This window comes from Type-D symbiont of Plautia stali (genome assembly GCF_001485335.1).
GTDB classification, from domain to species: domain Bacteria; phylum Pseudomonadota; class Gammaproteobacteria; order Enterobacterales; family Enterobacteriaceae; genus Pantoea; species Pantoea vagans_C.
On sequence record NZ_BBOC01000024.1, the window covers coordinates 1 to 15,280 of the forward strand.

The following is a 15,280-nucleotide window of genomic DNA, read 5'->3' on the forward strand; positions in this document are numbered from 1 at the left end:
GGGCAGAACAAATCTGGCTGCGCGCCTGTAACGGAGAGGCCGTTAACGCCGCTTAACCGAAACTATGCCGTTTTGGAATGGGGGGTGTGAATTGCTCATTGGCTTTAAAACGCTGAAGTACTCCATTGTGGTGGCTCATCCTGATGAATCAGCGGAGAGCCACAATGGAAAACAAAGCGTTAGTCTGGAAATGGGTTGAAGAACATCAAGCGGTGTTTTGCGACTTAAGCGATCGTGTCTGGGGTATGCCGGAAATTTGTTATACCGAATATCGCTCAGTGGCTGAACATACCGCCATGTTGCAACAGCAAGGTTTCCGCGTGACGGAAAACGTGGCAGACATTCCCACCGCCGTGATGGGCGAGGCCGGAGATGGTGGTCCTATTATCGCTTTCCTCGGCGAATATGATGCGCTGCCGGGCCTGAGCCAGGCTGCGGGTGTCGCCAGTTACTCCCCGCTTCCAGGCAATGGCAATGGTCACGGGTGTGGACACAATTTGCTGGGTTCAGCCGCCATGCTGGCCGCCACCGCATTGAAATCCTGGCTTGAAGAGTCAGGCTTACCTGGTCGCGTGCGTTACTACGGCTGCCCGGCAGAAGAAGGCGGTGCGGCGAAATCATTTATGGCACGCGCCGGCGCGTTTGACGGTGTCGATGTGGCGATTACCTGGCATCCAAGCGCACATCATGAAGTGGCCAAACCGCTGTCACTGGCGAATACGCGTATGGATTTCGCCTTCCGTGGCCGTTCATCTCACGCGGCGGCCTCCCCGCATCTTGGCCGTAGCGCGCTGGACGCCGCAGAATTGATGAACGTTGGGGTGCAGTTTCTGCGTGAACACGTGCCGCAAGATTCACGCATTCACTATGCCTTCCTTGATGCAGGCGGCGTGGCGCCAAATGTGGTTCAGGCCAAATCAACCGTGCGTTATGCCATTCGCTCCCGCGATGTGCACGCCATGTTTGAACTCAATGAGCGCGTAAAACGTGTGGCGCAAGGTGCTGCCATCATGACCGATACCGAAGTGGATATCAGCATCATGAGCGCTGTCTCAAACCTGTTGGGCAATCGTCCACTGGAAGAAGCGATGCAGCGCAATCTCGAAGCCCTGGGGCCAGTGCCTTTCGATTCGGCTGACCTGGCGTTTGCCGCTGAAATTCAGGCCACGCTGACGGCAGAAGAGATTGATAACTGCTATCGCAAAACCGGCATTAAGCCAGCGCAGCCTAAACCCCTCAGTGATTACATCATCCCGCTCGATACCCACGGTGAAGTGATGATCGGTTCGACCGACGTGGGCGATGTCAGTTGGGTGATCCCCACCGTGCAGGCGCACGTTCCGACCATGGCCATTGGCACACCTGGCCACTCCTGGCAGCTTACCGCTCAGGGAAAAATGCCGGCCGCCCATAAAGGTTTAGTGCATGTTGCCAAAGTGATGGCCGCCACCGCCGTGGATGTACTCACCGACAAAATGCTGCTGGCGCAGATGAAAAAAGCGCATTTCGAGCAAGTAAGCGAAAAACCTTACCACTGCCCCATTCCCGCCGAAGTCAAACCCCCGATCCAGCCGCGCCCGGACAACCTATAACGCCTCAGGAGAGATGCATGAAAATTACCACATTGACTGCCGCACTGATGCTGGCAGCGGCTTCCTGCGCTTCCACGCAGGCGGCCACACCGGCAGATTCGCTGGTGATGGCATGGAATATTGATGCCATCAGCACTTGGGACCCGGCTCAGATTGGCGAAGTGGTCACCAGTGAAATTTACTCCAATACCTGTGACACGCTGGTCGATTTCCGGGTGAGTGATGAAACGCAACTCGATCCGGCATTGGCCAAAAGCTGGGAGGTGTCAGCGGATCGTAAAACCATCACCTTCCATTTACAGGACAACCTGAAGTTTGCCGATGGCTCAGCGGCCACCGCAGGCGATTTAGCCTGGTCGATGCAGCGTGTGGTGAAACTCGGCTACGGCAATGCGGCGGCGATCAAGGAGTACGGATTTGATAAAGATAATGTCGACAGCCGTATCACGGCACCGGATGACAAAACACTGGTTATGACCTTCGACAAAGCCTATCCCACCAATCTGGTGCTGCAGGCGATTGCGGCCAATAACGTCTCCTCATTAATCAACCGTAAAGAAGTCGAGAAACAGGCGGTAGACGGGGATCTTGGCCATAAGTATCTCTCCACGCACACTGCCTGCGTGGGTCCCTATCAGTTGGTACGCTGGAATGCCGGTGAAGGTGTGGTGTTGCAGGCCACGCCAAACTACTGGGGCACCGCACCGGTGCTAAAACGCATTTTGATCCGCCATGTGGCTGAGACCGGCACCCAACGGCTGCTGGTCACACAGGGTGATGTTGATATCGCCCGCGATCTCTCGGCAGACGATCTGAAAGCGCTGGATGAAGGTGGCAAAGTTAAAGTCGAAAAAGTCCTGAAACCTCAGCTGTTTTTCTGGACCTTCAACAACGAAGACCCGATTTTCAAAAACGCCAAAGTGCGCCTCGCCATGCGTTATCTGATTGATTACGACGGACTGGCAAAAAGCGTGATGCCTTATCTCGGCGTACCCCGTGCCAGCTTTGTCCAGCAGGGAGCTTTCGGCGCGCTGGATGCTAAACAGGGCCAACCTTTCCATCTCGACCTGGATAAAGCCAAACAGTTATTGACCGAAGCGGGCTACCCCAACGGTTTTAGCACGGCGGTGTTGTTCGGCACCTTACCCCACTCAGCCCCCATCGCCCAGAGCGTGCAGCAGAACGCGGCGAAAATCGGCGTGAAACTCAACCTGGAACGCATGGCAAACGCCCAGCTGTTTAGCCGTGTGCGTGGTCGTGAATTCCAGAGTGCCATGATGGCGTGGCAAACCTCAGTGCCCGATGCCTACGGCAACGCCTCACGTTTGGTGTACAACCCGGACAACAGTAAAGAAGCGCGTGCCACTCAGTATCCCAGCTGGCGTGCGGCTTATTACGATCCGCAGATGAACCAAAAAGTGGAGACCGCTTTACTGGAACCGGATGACGCCAAACGTATTGCCCTGTATGCCGACTTGCAGAAAGAGCAGATGCAGCAAGGCCCGATGGCCATCATGTTCCAGATGTATAACAGCGCGGGGATTAGCCCTGCAGTGAAAAACTGGACCTGGAACGGTTTTCGCGTCTGGTACGGTGCCGCAAGCAAATAAAGGAGGTGGCTGATGTCACAGGTAACCTTGCCCGTTGCGCATAACTCCCCCTCCGCTGGCTGGCGTCTGTTAAGACGCCTCGCTCGCGGGCTGATCTCCATCATCTGCACCCTGATCGGCCTGGCGGCATTGACCTTTTTCATCGGTCGGCTGCTGCCTATCGACCCTGTGGTGGCGATTATCGGTGATAACGCCAGTCAGGAAGCGTACGACAAGATGTTCCACCAGTTGGGGTTAGATCTGCCGTTATGGCAGCAGTTTGTTGATTACGTCTGGCAACTGCTGCACCTCAATTTTGGGGTTGCCCTCACCACCAGCCATCCGGTGGCCCAGGATATCGCCCGCGTGTTTCCTGCCACGCTGGAGCTGGCAACCGTAGCGGCAATCATTGGTGTGGGGTTTGGCATTCCAGCAGGCGTATACGCAGCGATGTACCGCAACACTTGGTTTGATCACGTGATTCGTTTTATTGGACTGCTGAGTTATTCCACCCCGCACTTCTGGCTCGGCTTGATGGGATTATTGTTGTTCTACGCCACCTTAGGTTGGATCGGCGGCCCTGGGCGTATCGACTTTATTTACGAATTTGATCTGCACCCCGTTACCGGATTCTGGCTGATCGACAGCGCGCTTAGCGGTAACTGGGAGGTCTTTCGCAACGTGTTCGGTCACATCATCCTGCCGGCATCCATTTTAGGGCTCAGCGCGCTGGCTTATATCAGCCGTATGACACGCAGTTTTATGCTGGAGCAGCTTTCACAGGAGTACATCATCACCGCGCGGGTTAAAGGGATGTCTTGGGCACGCTGCGTCTGGGTTCATGCCTTTCGCAATATTACTGTGCCAACGCTGACGGTGGTGGCGCTTTCCTGGGCATGGCTGCTGGAGGGGGCTGTTTTAACGGAAACGGTGTTTGCCTGGCCGGGCTTTGGCCGCTATCTCACTAACGCCTTGCTGGCGGGTGATATGAACGCGGTGGTTGGCTGCACGTTATTGATTGGTGCCATCTTTGTGGCGATCAATCTGCTGTGTGACCTGCTCTATCGCCTGTTTGATCCGCGCACGCGTCAGGAGGAAGCATGACTGATTCTGTGAATAAACCTTTGAACATTCCCGTCTCACATGGACTGCGCGCCTGGCTGCGCGACCCCGCACCACAGTCACCATTTCAGGCGAAGATGCAATTAATGTGGATCCAATGGCGGCGTTTTTGTGCCAACCACTCTGCTCTGTTTGGCCTGTTAGTGCTGCTGGTGATTGTGTTCGCGGCGTTGTTCGCGCCTTGGCTGGTGAATCACGATATCTATGTGCAAAACCTCGCTCAACGTTTGCAGCCGCCCTCCTCATCACACTGGCTGGGCACCGATGAACTGGGACGAGATATGTTCAGCCGCCTGATGTATGGCGCACGCATCACGTTGTATATCGCGGGACTCACTGCGTTGATCATTACACCCATCGGCCTGCTGGTCGGGACGACCGCGGGCTACCTTGGCGGTTGGGTCGATACCGTACTGATGCGCCTGGTGGATATCTTCCTCGCGTTTCCGAGCCTGATTCTGGCGCTGGCGTTTGTGGCCGCGCTGGGTCCTGGCATAGAGAACGCGATAATTGCCATCTCACTGTCGGCGTGGCCGCCGATTGCTCGCCTGGCCCGCGCCGAGACTTTGGCCATCCGCAAAATGGATTACATTGCGGCGGTCCGGCTACAAGGGGCATCGGCCTGGCACGTTATCGTCCACCATATTGTACCCATGTGCCTGCCCTCAGTGGTGGTGCGCGTCACGCTCAATATGGCCGCCATCATCCTTACGGCTGCGGGCCTTGGCTTTCTGGGCCTGGGGGCACAAGCACCCAGCCCCGAATGGGGGGCCATGCTGGCATCCGGACGCGAGTTTATGCTGACCAATGGCTGGATAGCCGCCATCCCCGGTTTAGCGATTCTCTTCACCAGTCTGGCCTTCAACCTGTTGGGTGATGGTCTGCGCGACGTAATGGATATCCGCCATGAATAATCTGCTGCAGGTGAAGAACCTGAGTATCGTCTTTCGTAGTGCACACGGTGAACAGCACGCGGTGCGTGACGTCTCTTTTCAGGTTGGCCGCGAGAAAGTGGCGATTGTGGGTGAATCCGGGTCGGGTAAATCACAAACCTGCCGTGCGTTACTGCAACTCACCCCGAAGATTGGCCGCGTCAGCGCTGAGAAGATGCAGTTTGGCGAGATTGATTTGCTGAACAGCAGTGAAAAGCAGATGCGCCAGATCCGGGGTAACCGCATCTCAATGATCTTGCAAGATCCCCGTTTTTCGCTCAATCCGTTGATGCGTATGGGGGAACAGGTGGCCGAGGCTTACCGCTTGCATCATCGCGTCAGTAAAAGCGAAGCCCGCGAACGCGCCATGTCGATGCTGGAGTCGGTCCACATTCGTGACGTGGCAAAAGTTGCCCGGCTTTATCCACATGAAATCTCCGGTGGCATGGGCCAGCGCGTGATGATTGCCATGATGTTGATCCCGGAACCAGACCTGATCATCGCCGATGAACCGACCTCGGCGCTGGATGTCACGGTGCGTCAGCAGGTGCTGAGTATTCTCAACGAGCAACTTGCACGGCGGCAAACCGGTTTGTTGTTTATTAGTCACGATCTCAACCTGGTCTCACGCTTTTGCGATCGTGTGCTGGTGATGTATGCCGGGCGCATCGTCGAGGAGATCCGCGCGGATCGTCTGGAGCAGGCGCAGCATCCGTATACCCAAGCCCTGCTCGCCAGTCAGCCACGCCTGCATCAACCGCTGGAGATGCTGCGCGTGCCCACACGTGACGCCAGTTGGCTGACCGGTCCCTGCTTTCGAGATGGAGTCGCGATATGAATCCCATTCCTGGCGCACAGCGCAGTATCGAGATGGTGGACGTCAGCATTGCCTTTGGAAACGGTACTCAACGCCGTCAGGTGGTAGATAACGTGAGCCTGATGCTGGCTCAGGGTGAGTGTTATGGGCTGATCGGCGAATCCGGTTGTGGAAAATCAACGATATTGCGCGCGTTGGCGGGTTTAAACCACGACTATCAAGGACACATCCTGTTCAACAACAAGGAACAGCAGCCGCAGCGTGACAAACCTTTCTATCGTCAGGTGCAGATGGTGTTTCAGGACCCTTATGCGTCATTGCACCCTCGCAAGATGGTTTGGGCCAGTCTGCGTGAACCGTTAAAACTGCACGGGCTGGATCGTCACGAAGCGCGTATCAGTGAGGTGCTGCAGGCAGTGGGTCTCTCGGATGCTTTTCGTTATCGCTACCCCCATCAGTTATCCGGCGGCCAACGTCAGCGGGTGGCGATTGCCCGAGCGCTGATCCTCGAACCCTCTGTGCTGTTACTGGATGAACCCACTTCCGCATTGGACGTTTCGGTACAGGCGGAAATCCTCAATCTGCTGAGCAGCATGCAACGACAGCGCAACCTGACTTATCTGATGGTCACCCATGACTTAGCGGTGGTGACGCACCTGTGCCGTCGCATTGGCATCATGCATCAAGGAAAATTACTCGAAGAGCTGAGTGACGACAGTGTGCGTCAGGGCGATGCTCGCGAGGCTTATACCCGTGAGTTTTTAGCAGCCAGTGAGGCCTAAGTATGTTTGAAAAACTTCAACAGCAGTTAGCGACGCAAGCCACCGCCGTGCTGCTGGTCGCGCGGGGTCATGAAACACTTTTTCGCTATGGTGATGTGGCCCAACGCTATCCCTGCCATTCCATGCGTAAAAGCTTTTTGAGTGCGTTGATTGGCTGTGCCGCTGCGGAAGGACTGTTCGATATTTCACTCAGCTTACAGGCGATGAATATTGACGATCGCGAAGCGCTCAGTGACAGCGAAAAACAGGCCACGCTGTACGATCTCCTGACCGCGCGTTCGGGTATTTACCATCCAGCCAACTACGAAACGGCCTGGATGCAGCGCATCAAACCACCGCGTCACTTGCATGCGCCAGGAGAAAACTGGTGTTACAGCAACTGGGATTTCAACGTGCTGGGCACGGCCTATCGGCAGTTGACTGGTGAAGCCATTAATCAGGCATTTGCACACCGCATTGCCGATCCGATTGGCATGCAGGATTACCGGGAACAAGAAGATAGCTGGCTTGAGCCGGGCGTTTTTTCCGACCATCCCGCCTATCCATTTACCCTCTCCAGCCGCGATCTGCTGCGTTTCGGTCAGCTGTTCCTGCAAAAAGGACGATGGAACGATCAACAGGTGATTCCAGCGCACTGGGTCAGGACCAGCACGCTGCCGATTTCTCACGCCGGGGACCGTGGCGCCTACGGCTACATGTGGTGGGTGACTCGCGCCGGAGTTGCCTGGCCAGAGGTGATTCTGCCCGCGGGAAGTTACTCGGCACGCGGCGCGGGGGGACATTTTTGTTTGGTGATCCCCAGTCACGATTTGGTGATCGTGCATCGTGTTGATACCCGCATACCTGGGCAAGAGGTAAACCGTTTTCAGATCGGCAACCTGTTGCACACGCTATTTACGGCTCTCGATATGGAGGTGACATCATGACGTTAATTGAAACGCTGGCGCAGTGGTGCGCGACGCCACCGCCCTTTTCTCCCCGCGCTCGCCAACTGGCGTGTGAGGCAATCACAGATACGCTGGCATGTTTGGTGGCTGGCCGTAGTGATTTTTCAACCCTGGCGGTGCAACAGGCCTGGCCTGACACGCAACGTACTCCGTCGCAGGATGCGTTGATAAATGCTACTGCCGCACACGCCATCGACTTTGATGACAATTTTGCGCCGGGCATGAGTCACGCATCCGCTGTCTTGGTTCCGGCACTGCTGGCTGTCGCTAAGGATGCAGCCGGTCCAGCGTTGATACGCGCTTATCTCATTGGCTTGCAGGCTCAGGCCTATATCGGTGAGGCTATCGGCTATCAGCATTACACGGCGGGTTGGCACGGGACATCAACGGTCGGTTGCATCGGCAGTGCGGCGGGCGTGGCTGCCTTAATGGGGCTGGATGCAGCGGGAATCGCACGTGCTTTAAGCATCGCGGTTAGCCTGGCCAGCGGCGTTAAAGGGCAGTTCGGCACACCGTTAAAACCGTTTCACGCTGGGATGGCGGCGCGGAACGCGGTTGATGCCGCGACACTGGCGAAAACCGGTATGCAGGGGCGACTGGATATCATTGAGTGTGCTCAGGGCTTTGCGGAGTTGTACGCCGGAATACTCAACCAACCCTCATTGCCAGGCGTGGAACAGCATGTGATCGAATGCATCGGAGTGATGCCGAAAAAGTACCCGTGCTGTGGCTCTACGCATCGCATTCTTGATGCCATCGTTGATCTCCAACAACAGCAAAGGTTGAACATCGACGATATCGAAAGCGTGCATTGTCAGGTGGGCATTGCTAACTGGCGCAACCTGGCTTATCACCAGCCGGAAGATGAGATGCAGGCACGTTTTTCCATGCAATATTGTGTCGCGATGATGTTGAAACACGGCACATTGAGCGTGCAGGATTTTACTCTGGAACGCGTGCAACAACAGAGTGAGACCAGTCAGTTGGCGATGATTACCCTCGATCCCTGGACTGCCGAACAGGACGCTGAAAGCCGGGACTTGCCCCACGTTCTGACGTTACGCTTCAAAGATGGGCAGGAAATCGTGCATTCAAGACGACGTGCTCGCGGTACGCTCGATGAGCCCTTCAGCGCCAGTGAACGCCAGGCAAAGTTTTACGATTGCTGTGCTGACGTGGTAGATGCGCCAGCGCTCTATCAAATGTTGCTGAGGTTAGATCAGCAAACGGATCTGCGTTTCCTTCGTCAATTGATGGTTTGAGCTTGCGGCTCATACCGCGTTGGAATGAGCCAAAACAGTGAGAATCAGAATTTTTTTAAAAAGAATGCATTTACCCAGCAATATTTTCATCGCTCATTCGTCTACCTCATTACCAGGCGATTTCCGCTAGTGTAATGAGGAACAACACAATGAGAGATTTTGATATGCACAGACACCACCGTGGCCACCCTTTTGCCCGCCACCGGATGCTGAAACCGCTGCTGCTGGGTGCGGTGTTGATTGCCGTGCTGGGCTTGCTTGTCATGTCGTTATGGAATGCCATTCTTCCCGCCATTATCGGCGTGAAGAGCATCGGTTTTTGGCAGGCGATAGGTCTGCTGGCACTGTGTCGCATTCTGTTTGGCGGATTAGGTTTCCGTCCGGGCATGTTCGGTATGGCGCGTCGCCGGATGCACGAACGTTGGATGCAAATGAGCCCCGAGCAGCGTGAGGAGTTTATGCAGCATCGCCGCGAGGGATTTCGTCGCGGTCGCCGAGACCGCTGTGACCGACATGGTCGTCGCGATGAGACCCGCGATCAGCCTGACCAACGTGCTCCGCAATCTCCAGACGCCGAGTAAGCCACATGGCGCAGGATTCACTGCTGATGTCAGCACTCAGCGCCTGCCGCACCAAACTGCGGGCATTTATTCGCGGTCGCACTACGGTCAGCGAAGATGCTGACGATATTCTGCAAGAAGTGACATACAAACTGATGCAGGTGGAACAGCCGGTTGAGAATGTGGCGGCGTGGCTATTCCGTGCCGCACGTAATGAAATAACCGACCGGGCACGAAAAAAGCGTGAACTGCCGTTGGCCGAGTTTTTCACCGGTGCTGATGAAGAAGACTTTCCCGAAGATGAACTGGCGGAAACGTTGTTTGGCGTGCCGCAATCACCGGAAGATGACTATCTTAAGACGCTGCTGTGGGAGGAGCTGGAAGCAGCCTTAGCCGAACTTCCTGAGACACAGCGCGAGGTGTTTGAGAAAACTGAGCTGCTGGATTACAGCTACAACGAGCTGGCTGACGAGATGGGTGTGAGCGTACAGACGCTTTTATCACGCAAGCACAAAGCGGTACTCTATTTACGAACACGGTTACGCAGTGTGTATGATGATTTGACCCAGGAATAAGCCATCTTCTTTAGGCACCTCAATCTGGAACGCATAAATGCGCACCCTACGAAAACCGCGCACGATCGTCGTAGGGTCGCCATGGATGGCGACCGGGCAACCCGCTTAATCTTGTGGGTGACAATTCAGTCATCGGCGGCTAGAGTCACTCTTTTGATTGATTTTACGAGGGAAAATGAAACCTTTATTTGTGTATGGCACCCTACAACCTGGACACGTGAATGCCCACATCCTTGAGAACATCGGCGGTGAATGGCTGGCGGGAACGGTTAATGGGCAGTTCTATGAACGCGGTTGGGGTGCAGCTGCGGATTTTCCCGGCATCGTGCTGGACAAGCATGCGGGCACCGTTGCGGGATCGTTATTCTTTTCGCCAAATCTGACGTCACACTGGCCTATGCTGGATGAGTTCGAAGATGGTTATGATCGGGTTGATGTTGAAGTCACCACCCTTGATGGCCAAAAGATCACCGCGTGGATTTATCAGTTGCAGCCGCGATAATCCCGCTCCAGATCTCAAGCACGGCATGGGACGGAGGCTACAATGAAAGGACACTTTCTGAGGAGCCTGGCATGATCAAACTCTGCACCGCGTGCAGCACCTCATATGATGATGACAGCATCACTGCTTGCAAAATATGCGAGGATGAACGGCAATTCGTCCCAGCCAGTGGCCAACAGTGGCTGGCATTTTCCGCTTTGCGTGCATCACACCAAAATAAGTGGCAGCAGCATCAAGCAGGCTTATTGAGTCTACAGACAGTCCCCGCTTTCGCTATCAATCAACGCGCTTTTTTTACTACAAACGCCGCATGGCAATATTTTATGGGATTGCATCGCCAACCTGGATGATGCCACGGAAACCCTCATAAAGGCTTTGGGCGGAATCCATGCCATTGCCATTTCACACCCCCACTATTACAGCACCTTGCAGGACTGGGCGGCAGCATTCAAAGCGCCGGTCTATCTGCACGCGGATGATCGGCAGTGGTTAATGCGGCAAAGTCCTTATATTCAATGGTGGCAAGGTGATGATCTTGAGCTTCTGCCACAAGTCAGACTGCTGCGATTGGGCGGACATTTCGCCGGTGGAACGGTACTCCATTGGGCACAGAATGACGGCATCGTATTGAGTGGGGATATTGTACAGGTGGCACCTGGTGCGAACACCGTATCCTTTATGTGGAGCTATCCGAATATGTTACCGCTCTCCGCCGCGACCGTGAGCACCCTGGTTCAGCGTCTGGATAAGGTGCAATTCAACCAAATTTATGGTGCGTTCGCCGGGAGGGAAATCACCCTCGATGCGCAAAAAAGGGTTAAAGAGGCAGCGGCGCGATATATCCGCTGCCTTAAGTCATGATTATCCCGCCAGCCCGGTGTTGACGCGTTTGCCAATCTCTTTGAGCTGCGAGTACTTCTCAAGGAGCGCCGGGCCATCATCAAGGCTCATGGCGAACATCCACAAATAGGTCATGACGGAGTAAATATGTCCGGCTGTCATGCCGCCTTTTAACGCCATCACGGTAATCGTGATGCCAAACAGCAGCGCAGCAGCCACGCCAATCGATAAATAACTGATGGCTTCACGATCGGATAAACGAATGCGCACGCGCGCCAGGAAATGATAATGACGCTGCAGTTTTTGCTCACCGGCGCTACTGACAAAGCCCACTTCCCGCTCCAGTCTGTCGTTCATTCGTGCAATCAGTGACTCGTTAGTGCGCGTGTAACGTGGCAAAAAGCAGGCAAACAACAGCAATATTGTCAGGCAGACTAATCCAGCCCAGGGTTCGATGGTCAGCAACATCACTACCGCCCCGCACATTGAGGCGGTTGAAGTAATCAGCATCGGTAAGTGAGTTTCAAAAAAATCCACAAACTGGCGTGACAATGTCACTCTGGCAGCAATAGCCGAATGACTATGCGCTTCTCCGCGCTGGGCAAGTATCACGGGAACGGCCAAAAGAGAATGTCAAAACGCGCGAGTTAACCACTCAACTTGGATTATCTCGCAGCCATATCTACCACTATTTCCCCGACTGGGCGTCGCTCAGCCTCGAAGCCTGCGCAAGGTTCGCACAACAGGATCTGCAAGACTTTACGCATGAGATCAATGCGTTACCCTTCCCCCAGCGTCTGAACGCTTTTATCGCCAGCTATTTGCCAAAGGAAGCGGATGCTGTATGGCAGCTCTACAGTTCGCTGTGGCGCAAAGCCACAACGGAAACGGCCTATGCAGAATTGGCCACACAACTGACGCGGCAATGGCAGGCATTAATGGCAGGGATTATTCGTGACGGCATCAGCGCGGGTGTCTTTCGCGAAGCGAATGCAGAACAGGTGGCGCGTCAGCTCAGCGCAATGCTAAACGGCTATGCGGATTTACTGATTGTGGTGCAAGAGACTGAAGCGCGGGAACAGGCGATAAACGATCTGCATGCCTTTATTAAACTCGCGCTTTAAGGTGTTGAACGGTACGTTTTAGGAAGTGGTCAGGGAATTCTCGGTGGTGGCAACGAAAAACTCATCGCGCTTTTCAATGGTAACACCCCGGTCGCGCCAGTAAGCGGCCATGGTAAAAAACGCATCGCTGGTAAGCGTAAAGCCAATGATAACTGAAGGGTGCTTACCACTTGCCAGCAACGTATTCAACTGCTCCATATCCAACGCTTTAACAGACTGCATCATCCTCTCCTGATCTATAACAAGATAATCTGCGGCAACAGATTATCTTGTAAGTCCCTGAATGCACAATGCAGTTATATTAATATGACAGTTTGCAAAAATTCCCAATCCCAATAATCACAACATCAACAAAAACCCATGCCAACGCTGATGAATGAGATCGATCTCATTTACGCGCTGCGCTTTATCAGCCCTTGCGTGATAAAAATACTGTGATTTCACTGAATGGTTTCATGCTGGATATATCAGTCAGAATCAATGTCAATCACGGCGATTAATTACTATTTGCTATGGATGGCAGCAATGAATGAATGGCTGAATTATAAGCAAACGCACCGATAATGGATGTACAGACGTCCAGACGTATATTATAGTCCGTTCCCTACGTTTCTAAGGGACCTGTGTTATGAAGAAAATTGTGCTTACCACCCTGCTCGCCGCCGCGGTTTCACTGCTCAGTGCTTGCGATAACAATAAAGACAACACCATCAAAGTCGCGATCAATACCGGTCCTGATGAAGCGCTCTGGCAGACCGTCAAACAGGTAGCCCATGACAAATATCAGCTGGATGTTGATGTGGTGGCGTTCAATGACTATGTGCAGCCCAATGAAGCTTTGATGAACAAAGATGTCGATGTTAACGCCTTCCAAAGCCTGCCCTACCTTGAAATGCAGTCAAAAGAGCGTGGCTACAAATTTGCTGTGGTTACCAATACTTTTGTGTTCCCGATTGCCGGTTACTCTCGCAAAATTAAATCGCTGAGTGAGCTGCCTGATGGTGCCACCATCACTATTTCAAACGAAGCCACGACGCTGGGTCGCAGTCTGTTGCTGTTACAGGCGCAGGGGTTGATTAAGGTCAAACCGGAAGCTGGATTGCTGCCAACCACGCTGGATATCACCGACAATCCGAAGAAGCTGAAAATCATCGAAGTCGATACGCCACAGCTGGCACGTACGCTGGACGATCCACAGGTGTATATTTCAATTATCAATAACAACTTTGCCGCACTGGTCAATCTCTCCGCCTCACGCGATGGTATGTTTATGGAGGGTAAGGCCTCACCTTACGTCAATGCCATCGTGGCGCGTGAAGATAATAAAGACAGTGCCAATGTGCAGAAGTTAAAAGAAGCGTTCCAGTCTCAGCCGGTGTTGGATAAAGCCAACGAAATCTATAAAGGCGATATTATCAAAGGCTGGTAAGACAAGTGTTTTAAGCCGCGCATCGTTGCGCGGCTTTTCTTTTATTTAAAATCCACTTCCATCAGTTCGGCGATGGTCGCATCCTGGGTCGATACTACGCAGCGGTGCAGATAGTCGGTGAATTTTGACGAAGGTGGCATCCCCAGCTTAAGCAATTTGTCGTTACTGAATACCACGTTGAGTTTGGAAAAGTGGCCGTACAGATTCATCGCCCGCAGCACAATACGCTCGTTACAGGGACCAAACAGCGATGAGAAACTTTTTTTACTTTCAGCTAACTCGCGGTAGTTCACCTTCTGATAACTCTCTGCCACCGGGACCTGACCGGAAGCTTGCGCCATCGCTTGATCAATCTCGGCAAAGGTCACGCTACTGTTGAGGCCAGCCGAAATATGAATGATGCTTTTATCAACATTTTCCGCGGTCAGCAACAGCTCTAAGGCGTCGGCACAATAATCCACCGGCACCACATCAATGCGGTCATCCAGTTCGCACATAAATTTGCCCAGTGTCAGCGCCATCCGGAATACCCAGAAAATACTTGGCGAAGGCGCACAGCCATGATCGGAGTGCCCTACCACAATCGAGGGACGCGCAATCACCAACGGCAAATTGGGCAGCGCTTCTGTCATCATTTTCTCCACCGTGGCTTTACTCCAGGTGTACTCAACGATGTGCTGATCGCGTAGCGTGTTCAGTTCACTCTCAGTGACCAACGTGTTGGCTTCCGGTGCACATGACATGGCCGTGCCAACGTGAATAAAGCGCTTCAGCCCGTTGACCTGACTCATCCGGCTGGCGAACTGGAACGTCCCTTCGACGTTAACTTTCCAGATATACGGATTGGTACCAAATGACGCGACAGCCGCACAATTCAATACATGGGTGACCGCATCAAGACGTGGATCCTGAGTAAAGCATTCCGGTTCGGCCAAATCCCCCATCAGGATGTTATCCGTGGTCAGTGTATTGAGCGACTGTTCATTAACGCCAAACTTGGCCAGATTTGCCTGAAGGCGCGCCAGCCCCTCAGCGGGGGAATCACCACGGACTAACAGTAAAAGCCGGTTGTGATCGCTTTTCTTTAATAAGTTAACCGTGACCGCACCACCGAGAAAGCCAGTCGCGCCAGTAATAAGAATTGTATTCATAAGTTTCGAGCTACAAGTTGGTTATAGAAATAAACGGTCCATCAGGGATTGGCTCG

General features: G+C 53.7%; 15 protein-coding genes and 2 pseudogenes. 14 read left to right on the top strand and 3 right to left on the bottom strand.

The features are described 5' to 3' along the window. The first annotated feature begins 164 nt into the window (after positions 1 to 164). The 12 genes and pseudogenes from PSSD_RS09725 to PSSD_RS09780 all read left to right on the top strand — a co-directional run bounded on the left by PSSD_RS09725 (position 165) and on the right by PSSD_RS09780 (position 11,541). Positions 165 to 1,592, top strand: coding sequence for a M20 family metallopeptidase (locus tag PSSD_RS09725; RefSeq protein ID WP_058971060.1), 1,428 nt, complete (start codon positions 165 to 167; stop codon positions 1,590 to 1,592). Positions 1,593 to 1,609: 17 nt separating this feature from the next. Further along, a complete protein-coding gene (locus tag PSSD_RS09730) occupies positions 1,610 to 3,202 on the top strand; it encodes an ABC transporter substrate-binding protein (RefSeq protein ID WP_052206284.1) in 1,593 nt (530 codons plus the stop codon). A 12-nt stretch (positions 3,203 to 3,214) separates the two neighbouring features. Then, the gene (locus PSSD_RS09735) at positions 3,215 to 4,285 is read left to right on the top strand and encodes an ABC transporter permease (protein WP_039336954.1); all 1,071 of its coding nucleotides are present in this window, start codon (positions 3,215 to 3,217) and stop codon (positions 4,283 to 4,285) included. Then, positions 4,282 to 5,217, top strand: a complete 936-nt coding sequence (locus tag PSSD_RS09740) for an ABC transporter permease (protein ID WP_052206286.1) — start codon at positions 4,282 to 4,284, stop codon at positions 5,215 to 5,217. Before PSSD_RS09735 ends, PSSD_RS09740 begins: the two co-directional genes overlap by 4 nt. Continuing rightward, positions 5,210 to 6,073 (top strand): ABC transporter ATP-binding protein, encoded by an 864-nt coding sequence (locus PSSD_RS09745; protein ID WP_039336955.1) that lies wholly within the window; start codon positions 5,210 to 5,212, stop codon positions 6,071 to 6,073. Before PSSD_RS09740 ends, PSSD_RS09745 begins: the two co-directional genes overlap by 8 nt. Next, a complete protein-coding gene (locus PSSD_RS09750; protein ID WP_039336956.1) occupies positions 6,070 to 6,834 on the top strand; it encodes an ABC transporter ATP-binding protein in 765 nt (254 codons plus the stop codon). Before PSSD_RS09745 ends, PSSD_RS09750 begins: the two co-directional genes overlap by 4 nt. Before the next feature lie 2 nt (positions 6,835 to 6,836). After that, positions 6,837 to 7,760: a serine hydrolase domain-containing protein gene (locus PSSD_RS09755; RefSeq protein WP_058971065.1), complete on the top strand. Its 924-nt coding sequence runs from the start codon at positions 6,837 to 6,839 to the stop codon at positions 7,758 to 7,760. Next, entirely contained in the window at positions 7,757 to 9,043 is a 1,287-nt protein-coding gene (locus PSSD_RS09760; protein WP_058971068.1) for an MmgE/PrpD family protein, read from the top strand. Before PSSD_RS09755 ends, PSSD_RS09760 begins: the two co-directional genes overlap by 4 nt. A gap of 149 nt (positions 9,044 to 9,192) precedes the next feature. Continuing rightward, entirely contained in the window at positions 9,193 to 9,624 is a 432-nt protein-coding gene (locus tag PSSD_RS09765; protein ID WP_039337147.1) for a hypothetical protein, read from the top strand. A gap of 26 nt (positions 9,625 to 9,650) precedes the next feature. Continuing rightward, positions 9,651 to 10,178, top strand: a complete 528-nt coding sequence (locus tag PSSD_RS09770; RefSeq protein WP_231568922.1) for an RNA polymerase sigma factor — start codon at positions 9,651 to 9,653, stop codon at positions 10,176 to 10,178. A gap of 175 nt (positions 10,179 to 10,353) precedes the next feature. Continuing rightward, the gene (locus PSSD_RS09775; protein WP_058971073.1) at positions 10,354 to 10,680 is read left to right on the top strand and encodes a gamma-glutamylcyclotransferase family protein; all 327 of its coding nucleotides are present in this window, start codon (positions 10,354 to 10,356) and stop codon (positions 10,678 to 10,680) included. A gap of 71 nt (positions 10,681 to 10,751) precedes the next feature. Next, positions 10,752 to 11,541 (top strand): annotated as a pseudogene (locus PSSD_RS09780) (MBL fold metallo-hydrolase). On the opposite strand, the pseudogene PSSD_RS09785 reads toward PSSD_RS09780, so the two are convergent. Continuing rightward, positions 11,542 to 12,144, bottom strand: a pseudogene (locus PSSD_RS09785) (ABC transporter six-transmembrane domain-containing protein); the annotation flags it as partial. A gap of 173 nt (positions 12,145 to 12,317) precedes the next feature. Between PSSD_RS09785 and PSSD_RS26200 the strand changes: the two are divergent. Continuing rightward, positions 12,318 to 12,644: a TetR family transcriptional regulator C-terminal domain-containing protein gene (locus PSSD_RS26200; RefSeq protein WP_268810629.1), complete on the top strand. Its 327-nt coding sequence runs from the start codon at positions 12,318 to 12,320 to the stop codon at positions 12,642 to 12,644. A gap of 18 nt (positions 12,645 to 12,662) precedes the next feature. Here PSSD_RS26200 and PSSD_RS09795 read toward each other — a convergent pair whose 3' ends face one another. Continuing rightward, positions 12,663 to 12,869, bottom strand: coding sequence for a hypothetical protein (locus tag PSSD_RS09795; RefSeq protein WP_153011426.1), 207 nt, complete (start codon positions 12,867 to 12,869; stop codon positions 12,663 to 12,665). 403 nt (positions 12,870 to 13,272) lie between these two features. On the opposite strand from PSSD_RS09795, the gene PSSD_RS09800 reads away from it, so the two are divergent. Beyond that, positions 13,273 to 14,073, top strand: coding sequence for a MetQ/NlpA family ABC transporter substrate-binding protein (locus PSSD_RS09800; RefSeq protein WP_039337134.1), 801 nt, complete (start codon positions 13,273 to 13,275; stop codon positions 14,071 to 14,073). A 41-nt stretch (positions 14,074 to 14,114) separates the two neighbouring features. Here PSSD_RS09800 and PSSD_RS09805 read toward each other — a convergent pair whose 3' ends face one another. Further along, a complete protein-coding gene (locus PSSD_RS09805; protein WP_058971082.1) occupies positions 14,115 to 15,224 on the bottom strand; it encodes an SDR family oxidoreductase in 1,110 nt (369 codons plus the stop codon). Positions 15,225 to 15,280: the final 56 nt, after the last annotated feature.

Excerpts from the sequence above, each read along its gene's own strand:
- PSSD_RS09725 (WP_058971060.1), top strand. The coding sequence starts at position 165 with ATGGAAAACAAAGCGTTAGTCTGGAAATGGGTTGAAGAACATCAAGCG.
- PSSD_RS09730 (WP_052206284.1), top strand. The coding sequence starts at position 1,610 with ATGAAAATTACCACATTGACTGCCGCACTGATGCTGGCAGCGGCTTCC.
- PSSD_RS09735 (WP_039336954.1), top strand. The coding sequence starts at position 3,215 with ATGTCACAGGTAACCTTGCCCGTTGCGCATAACTCCCCCTCCGCTGGC.
- PSSD_RS09740 (WP_052206286.1), top strand. The coding sequence starts at position 4,282 with ATGACTGATTCTGTGAATAAACCTTTGAACATTCCCGTCTCACATGGA.
- PSSD_RS09745 (WP_039336955.1), top strand. The coding sequence starts at position 5,210 with ATGAATAATCTGCTGCAGGTGAAGAACCTGAGTATCGTCTTTCGTAGT.
- PSSD_RS09750 (WP_039336956.1), top strand. The coding sequence starts at position 6,070 with ATGAATCCCATTCCTGGCGCACAGCGCAGTATCGAGATGGTGGACGTC.
- PSSD_RS09755 (WP_058971065.1), top strand. The coding sequence starts at position 6,837 with ATGTTTGAAAAACTTCAACAGCAGTTAGCGACGCAAGCCACCGCCGTG.
- PSSD_RS09760 (WP_058971068.1), top strand. The coding sequence starts at position 7,757 with ATGACGTTAATTGAAACGCTGGCGCAGTGGTGCGCGACGCCACCGCCC.
- PSSD_RS09765 (WP_039337147.1), top strand. The coding sequence starts at position 9,193 with ATGAGAGATTTTGATATGCACAGACACCACCGTGGCCACCCTTTTGCC.
- PSSD_RS09770 (WP_231568922.1), top strand. The coding sequence starts at position 9,651 with ATGTCAGCACTCAGCGCCTGCCGCACCAAACTGCGGGCATTTATTCGC.
- PSSD_RS09775 (WP_058971073.1), top strand. The coding sequence starts at position 10,354 with ATGAAACCTTTATTTGTGTATGGCACCCTACAACCTGGACACGTGAAT.
- PSSD_RS09795 (WP_153011426.1), bottom strand. The coding sequence starts at position 12,869 with ATGATGCAGTCTGTTAAAGCGTTGGATATGGAGCAGTTGAATACGTTG.
- PSSD_RS09800 (WP_039337134.1), top strand. The coding sequence starts at position 13,273 with ATGAAGAAAATTGTGCTTACCACCCTGCTCGCCGCCGCGGTTTCACTG.
- PSSD_RS09805 (WP_058971082.1), bottom strand. The coding sequence starts at position 15,224 with ATGAATACAATTCTTATTACTGGCGCGACTGGCTTTCTCGGTGGTGCG.